The organism is Myroides sp. TSA_177.3 (genome assembly GCF_052691955.1).
On sequence record NZ_JBQZGD010000044.1, the window covers coordinates 1 to 7,231 of the forward strand.

General features: G+C 34.6%; 7 protein-coding genes. 5 read left to right on the forward strand and 2 right to left on the reverse strand.

Annotated features, from left to right (window positions below):
* The first annotated feature begins 689 nt into the window (after positions 1–689).
* From ACUTSE_RS17905 to ACUTSE_RS17920, 4 genes are all read left to right on the forward strand, one after another.
* Positions 690–1,316, forward strand: coding sequence for a KGG domain-containing protein (locus ACUTSE_RS17905; RefSeq protein WP_002991983.1), 627 nt, complete (start codon positions 690–692; stop codon positions 1,314–1,316).
* A 68-nt stretch (positions 1,317–1,384) separates the two neighbouring features.
* Entirely contained in the window at positions 1,385–2,035 is a 651-nt protein-coding gene (locus ACUTSE_RS17910) for a DUF892 family protein (RefSeq protein WP_445641241.1), read from the forward strand.
* Between the two features lie 132 nt (positions 2,036–2,167).
* Positions 2,168–2,770, forward strand: coding sequence for a DUF4142 domain-containing protein (locus ACUTSE_RS17915; RefSeq protein ID WP_002991980.1), 603 nt, complete (start codon positions 2,168–2,170; stop codon positions 2,768–2,770).
* A 15-nt stretch (positions 2,771–2,785) separates the two neighbouring features.
* Entirely contained in the window at positions 2,786–3,367 is a 582-nt protein-coding gene (locus ACUTSE_RS17920; protein WP_445641242.1) for a DUF4142 domain-containing protein, read from the forward strand.
* 61 nt (positions 3,368–3,428) lie between these two features.
* Here the strand turns inward: ACUTSE_RS17920 and ACUTSE_RS17925 are convergent, their stop codons facing one another.
* Both ACUTSE_RS17925 and ACUTSE_RS17930 read right to left on the reverse strand, forming a co-directional pair.
* On the reverse strand, positions 3,429–4,364 hold the full coding sequence (locus ACUTSE_RS17925; RefSeq protein ID WP_445641243.1) for a helix-turn-helix domain-containing protein: 936 nt from the start codon (positions 4,362–4,364) through the stop codon (positions 3,429–3,431).
* A gap of 549 nt (positions 4,365–4,913) precedes the next feature.
* Positions 4,914–5,762: an SDR family oxidoreductase gene (locus ACUTSE_RS17930; RefSeq protein ID WP_445641244.1), complete on the reverse strand. Its 849-nt coding sequence runs from the start codon at positions 5,760–5,762 to the stop codon at positions 4,914–4,916.
* A 408-nt stretch (positions 5,763–6,170) separates the two neighbouring features.
* Between ACUTSE_RS17930 and ACUTSE_RS17935 the strand changes: the two genes are divergently transcribed.
* The gene (locus ACUTSE_RS17935; protein WP_445641245.1) at positions 6,171–6,896 is read left to right on the forward strand and encodes a hypothetical protein; all 726 of its coding nucleotides are present in this window, start codon (positions 6,171–6,173) and stop codon (positions 6,894–6,896) included.
* The last annotated feature ends 335 nt before the right edge of the window (positions 6,897–7,231 follow it).

The window sequence follows — 7,231 nt, forward strand, 5'->3', positions numbered from 1 at the left end:
AGTGGTTACTGGGGTTGAATACAATACTCGTTACGCTACACCGCAGCTCCACCCAGTATGTCACGACCTCACCTTCTCACCGCCTCGCCCCTACTTTCTTATACTTCATTCTTCTTTGAGCATTATATTGCTAATAACACAATTATATCCTTGTTATTAATTACAATAAATAAAAACAAGTAGATAAAATTCAAATAAAAAAACCAAAATACGTAGAAGTAATACACATAAAATACACAATATGTGTATTTTATACACATATTACTCATTTTCGATAAACATCATTTATAAAAATACAAGGAAATCATAAAAAAAAGCAACTTACTACAAATCAATACATTACATTGTTAAAATTAACTTACCAAGATTATAAAAAACAGTTTAACATAAAAAAATAAACTAACTAACATAATTATATATTTTAGTTTTTAATACTCATATTTTTAATAAAAAATGAATATTATTCTTTTTTATATTAAAAATTATACAACTAGCATTCAATCCCTTATTGATACTAGAATAGCTGTTGAAATTTATTTTTTTAACACTATCTATAAACACAATAGCAAAATTATCTTTAAATAACATTATTTCTTTTTGCGCATAGAAATTGAACGTTTACTAGCAACTGTGAAATTTTTTATGACAGCTAGTATCACAGTTCATATTAACCCTTTAAAAAAGAAATTATGAATCACCAAAATTCAAGACACAGTCAGTCTCAAAGTAGTAGACAATCGCATCTCTACCACATGGCAGAAGAAATTTACCAATTAGGTTACGAACATGGATATGACGATGGAGCAGATGATGAGCGTTACGATGACGAAATGGATCAAGAAGACATGGAATACTTCTTTGACGACGAAGACTTTGATTATGACGGAGAAGATGACTATGGTTATGATCACCGCTCTAACTTTGACGAAGGAGACCATCCTCGTGATGCACAAGGACGATTTGTATCCAAATCAAGACGAGGTAGATCTCAAGGATCTGGAAATTCATCTAGTTACAACAATAATAGTAACTATGGCTCTTCTTCTGGAAGAAGATCATCAGGTTCATCTAACCACATGGGCCAAGGTTCTGGAAGAAGATCGTATAATTCTACTTCTCAGAGTGGTCAATCTTCAACAGGAAGAGGATCGTATAATTCAAACACAAACCGCTCGAATTCATCTAGTGGTTCAAATAGAGGTACTGGTCGTCGAGGTTTCGCAGCAATGAGCAAAGCGAAGAGAACTGAAATAGCGAGAATGGGTGGTCGTGCATCCCATGGTGGCGGACGTTCAACAAGCAATGCTAGAAGATAATCGACTGCTAGGCCAATATCAATTAAAAGAAGGAGTCTTTGCTCCTTCTTTTATAAAAAAAAGAAAATATGAAAAATTCGAATTATACATCCCAGGCAAGCACTGAATTCAAAAAACTGTTTATCACCTTGTTAAAAGGTATTTATAACACAGAACATGCAATCATAGAAGCTTTGCCTACCCTGATAAAAGCAGCTACTACACAGGAGTTGAAAGACACCCTTCAAGACCATGAAATTGTCACGCGTAGACAAATCATGCGTCTAGAGCGAATCTTCAGAAAGCTAGACATAACACCCGAAAAGAAACCGTGTAGTGTCATGGAAACTTTTGAGGCTATTACAAAGAAAATAATCCAGGTGACTCCCGATGGCAGTATGGTACGAGATGCAGGACTCATCGTAGTTGCTCAACAAATTGAGCACTATGAGATTGCTACCTACGGCGGATTAATTCAATTCGCCTTAGCCATTGATGCTTATGAAATAGCTGACTTATTAGAACAAACCCTTGAAGAAGAAGAAGAAACGGATTTCGAACTTACACAAATAGGAGAATGTCACATTAACCTAGAAGCAAGTGAAGACGAACATTCGCAGAAAGGAGAAAATGAAGAGGACGATGAAAGTGAAGATGAAATAGAGCAAAGAAGTTCTTCAAGCAGTACCAAACGAAACAGCGCAAGCGCTACAAAAGATAAAGGAGCAAAGCAAAAATAACTTAGTTTCAGCTCAATAAAATTGCTAGAATTGAAAATCAAGTGGCTTACACAAGGTAATTTCCATAGTTACTCATACCATAATAACAACATCCTTGGTAAGCCACTTTTATTCACTTAAACACACATACCTATGGGAGTATCATTCAATTACAAACTATTTGTTATCCTCTTTACGTTCTTGTTTTTTGTCTTTTTGTTTCTTACTTCTTGTAAAAACAAATCTAATTCGGAACAATATTTATATAAAGACGAGAGCGATCCAAAACCAGTGCATACAGAACCTTTTTCTTATGAAACGAACTATGATACCACCGATCAAGAGGTTTTAGAGCAACGTTTTAGCAATCTATTAGCTACACAGTTACACTACACCAAAATTGCAATCAGTCAAAGTCAGCATCCAAAGATTCAGGAATTTGCTGAACAAATCTTGCTAGAATATGAACATGCCCTCAAGGAAATGGAAAACTTGATTAGCAAGGAAAAACAAAATGAAATCTTATTTCGAACCAACACTCGATTCACAATCAACACATTGGAATCACCAAATCTCAGCAGCTATGATCGCGATTTTTTGGATGAAACCATCAAACTGCAATTTAGCATTCGAGAAGTACTATGGGATTTAAAACAGAACACCAAAAATTCCGATTTACAAACATTCTACAGCAAACTAATACAAGAGATTGAATTGCGTATTGATCAAGGAGTTAACTTATTAGATCATGTTTAACCAAAATTTATAACTATGAAATTACATACAAAAACCCTGTTTTTAGCTTTTTTTATGCTTGTGCTTTTAGCTTCATGCAAAGACCGACCAAACGCAAAAGAGCCTGAAAAAATAGCGAAAGAGCAAAACAAAGCCAATCAACAACATACAGTTGAGCAAAAAAATGCAGATTATTCTTCTTATTTAGTTGATGTTGTTCACGATCAATTATTTGAAGTGGAATTAGGCAAACTCGGAAAACGAAAATCGAACAATGAAAAGATTCGTGATTTTGCTGGAGAATTAGAAAAACACCACGAAAGTAGATTGCAAAAGCTCAATGCTTTAGCCAGTGATATGATGTATGCTGTTCCACATAATCTATCGGACAAACAGTGGGACGAAATACAAGATTTAGAAAAGACAAACGCAAAGAATTTTGATCAGAAATGGCTGGAAGTTGTCATTTCAAAACACAATAAAGCTGCCGATGTCTTGATTGACGCCATTAACAATGTCGATAACTACAACATGAGAACACAATTGAATGAGACCCTACAAGAAGTACGTTCGCATTTAGAAGCGGCTACTTTTATTAAAAATAAGCAACTGAAATAGCAACATTTTTAAGCTTTTATTTTTTTTTCTAAACCGCCTAAACACTTTCAATTTAGGCGGTTTACTTGATGATATAATCTTCTATTTTCAACCCTTTATAGTTTTGTTTGCGATATTGAGCTGGACTAAGATGTACAACCTTTTGAAAGTTTCGAAAGAAGTTTGAATAATCTGAAAAACCACACTTTTCAGCAATAGCCTGGATAGACAAGGTAGAATAAGCAAGTAATTGTTGGGCATATTCCATCCGCTTATTTAGATAATAGGTGTAAAACGTTTGATTATACAATAATTTAAACCCCTTTTGAAACGCATTTTTACTCAAATCAAATAGCTGACACAATTCTTCAATCGTATAGATTCTTTCATATTCCTTGTTTCCGATTAAGGCGTGTATTTTTTGAATCTTATCCCGTTCCTCTTCACTCATCTTCCGAAGTTTTTCCAAACTTACTGGCGTTGTCAACGGATCTTGTTGAACAATAGGATTCACCAAAGCGAAACTCATCCAAATATCATGCGATTTATCCATATAATGAAAGCCACAATATCCATTCATCTTTTTATCCGCCACAGTCAACTGTAAGGAAAATGAATTTTTATGGGAAGGCGTCTGAAGAAACAATAAAAAATTCTTCATCCATTTCTCTTGTTGATCATCTTCCAAAAAATCAAGGACATTCCGATTAATATATCTCGTTTCGTCAAAGGATTTCTGATTATCTTGTACAAGTGAAATATCTAAAATTTGTCCTTGTGCACTAATCTTGACAATACTAGTCGTCACAAATTCATACCCCAACGTAGGCTGTAAGGAAATAAAATATTTGAATTTACTTTCATAATCACCCGCTAAAATATTGAACAACACTTCAGCATGAGAAAAACAATCTTGCTCCACTTTCAAGTCAAGCCGTCTAGTGTAATTCCCTTTGGATAATTCTTCAAGCGCTTCAATTAACGCTTTAACTCTTTCTTTGCTGATTGTAATAGACATCGGACCTTGTTAGTTCATTTATTGATTTTCAAAATTCTCTCCACTAGTTTCACTACCTAATAAATCTAATTTAAAGTTCAATTGTACTTTACTACCATTATTCAACAAATAAGAGATATCTCAACCGTTCAGCTTGTAAAACTTACTTCCTCCCTTTCCTTTTTCTGATAAAAGAATACGCCTACCAAAAAAAGAAAAGGAGCCTTTATTTCCTTCCAAATTATACCAAAAAAACGAAAGTGACGCATATGAAAATGATTCATATATACCACTTCTGTTATTTATATTTGATTTAAATTTTTTAAATAGTTCTATTTAAGCAACAAATGTACATATTTCTAAAAAGTATAACAATTTAATAACACTTTTTATATTGTGTATAAATACACTATTTCGCCTTACTTTTCCGTCAATTTTAGTCCATTAAAAATGATTAAAATATTAGGCGGTATACGAACTCAACAGTAATGTATTAAAAAAAATCGAGGACAGCACTCCCCAACTCAAAAAAAGAATACTGTCCTCGATTTTTTATACTTTTCGTATCATTTATAACGTAATCCGTCCTCCTGTCACTGCAATAATAGCACCTGAAACATAGGTTGCATCTTCACTGGCTAGAAAGATATAGGCGGGCGCGATTTCCTTCGGTTGGGCTGGACGTTCTATCGGCGTATTTTGCCCAAATGTATCGACATTGGATAGTGTCGTGGGAATTAGTGGTGTCCAAACCGGACCTGGAGCAACGGCATTTACTCGAATTTCTTTGCCTTGTTCCAAAAACATTTTACTCATACTCGCTGTCATATTCTGAATCGCTGCTTTTGTAGAAGCATAGGCCAATAAACTTGGATTGGGATCGTACACATTTACTGAAGTTGTATGAATGATACTCCCTCCTTTAGGAATATGCTTCAAGCTGTATTTTGTCATATAAAACAATGCATTTACATTGGTTTCATAAGTCGTTTTCCAATCCTCTAGAGTAATATCCTTAAACTCTTTATGCTCCTTCTGAAAAGCAGCATTATTAATCAATACATCAATTTGTCCAAAGGTTGAAATCGTTTGATGCACTACCTTTTTACAATTCTCTGCTTGCTTTAAATCCATTTCAATGGCTAATCCTTTTACGCCTGCTTGTTCAATCCAATAAAGCGTATCCGCGGCGTCTTCGCGTTCTTGCTCGGATAGATAAACAAATACGACATTCGCACCTTCCCGTGCAAAAGCAATAGCTATCGCTTTTCCGATTCCAGAATCTCCTCCTGTAATCAATACGGTTTTCCCAGTAAATAACGCATGTCCTTTATACGTATACTCTCCGTGATCCGGGTAATTCTTCATTTGGTGCTCACTTCCAGGAGGCTGCTGTTTTTTTTCTTTTTCTTGCATCATGTTCTTTTTTATTTCAACCTAATAAAACTAAAACCATGCAATTCTCAACCTTCCCTTGCCATTCTTCATCTCTTGCTTTTACAACTCTTTTATATTGTAGAATTATTGGGTAATATTTCTACACTATGTATAACATCCCATCAATAAAAAAATAAAAAACAAAATAGATTTACTACTAAATAATAGTTTGAAAAACAATTATTTAAATAAAAAAAAATACGCTTTAATGGGTATAAACCTATACTTCTATCATTGTCCTAATGGAGAATTAATAACAATATTGAAATAAAATAATAACACTGTTTATTCTTTTGCATGACTTTTGCCTTAGTTATATCAACATTGAAGCAATGAAATAATAAATACTAGCTGTCACTACTTTTTATTAATCACAAAAACTTCAAGACTATGAATAATCGCAATAACAGCCGATCAAGATCAAATCGCCAAAGAAGCAACAGGAATAACTCTGGTTATTCAAGAAACTACGATAACCACAACGAGAATCAGTTCCAAGATAATTATCGTTTTGACGATTATAATCACAACACAAATGATAGAGAGGATTATCGATTCAATAATACGAGAAATCCACAATATGACAGTAATGTAGATTATGAAAATGACGGGTATTTCAACGACAACGAATACCACCCAAATCAACGTTCAAACTACATGGATAGCTACGACAGAAACTTGGAATATCCAATGAACCGTCAAAGAGATTACAACAAAGAAATCTACGCTAGAAACGATCGTTACTCAGATCATCCCAATTACAATGATAATTACAATGACAATAGTTACGAAAACAACGACGATAACTATGGTTATAATGAAACGTTTCGCAATCGATATGATGAGGAGTATGATCATCCTTACCGCATGAACTCACCGAGAGAATACGGTCATCAAGATCAACGATACAACCAAAATCAGCCCTATGATCAAACGTATAATCAATCGCAAACAGGACGCAGTAGTCGTTCTCGTAGCACTGCAGGAAGAACATCTCGCAACTACGATGCGATGGATACGTCAAGAGATTCAATCTTTACTGACTCTAATTCAGACTCATCCCACAACAACCGAAGATCGAAACGCTACGGTTTTGGAAGTCGATACAATTACTAGTTAGTACATTTTTATATTTCGTTATTTTCTGTATACAAAGAGGAAGTTTTATGTTTCCTCTTTGTTTTTTTTATAGCGGGGAGATTGGGGAGAAGGTGAGGTGGTGAGATTGGTGAGGTGGTGAGATTGGTAAGAAGGTGAAATCGGAACGCAGTGAAAATCGAAACGCAGTGTAGATTCATCGAACACCAAAGCCAATAAGAAATAGGTGAGATATATTCATCGAACGCCAAAACAAAATATAAACGCTGTGAGATAAATCACATCTATTACTCAGCGCTTGTTACTCTAACCAGTCACTCCGCACAGTACCCATCCAGTATTGCGTCAGCGCA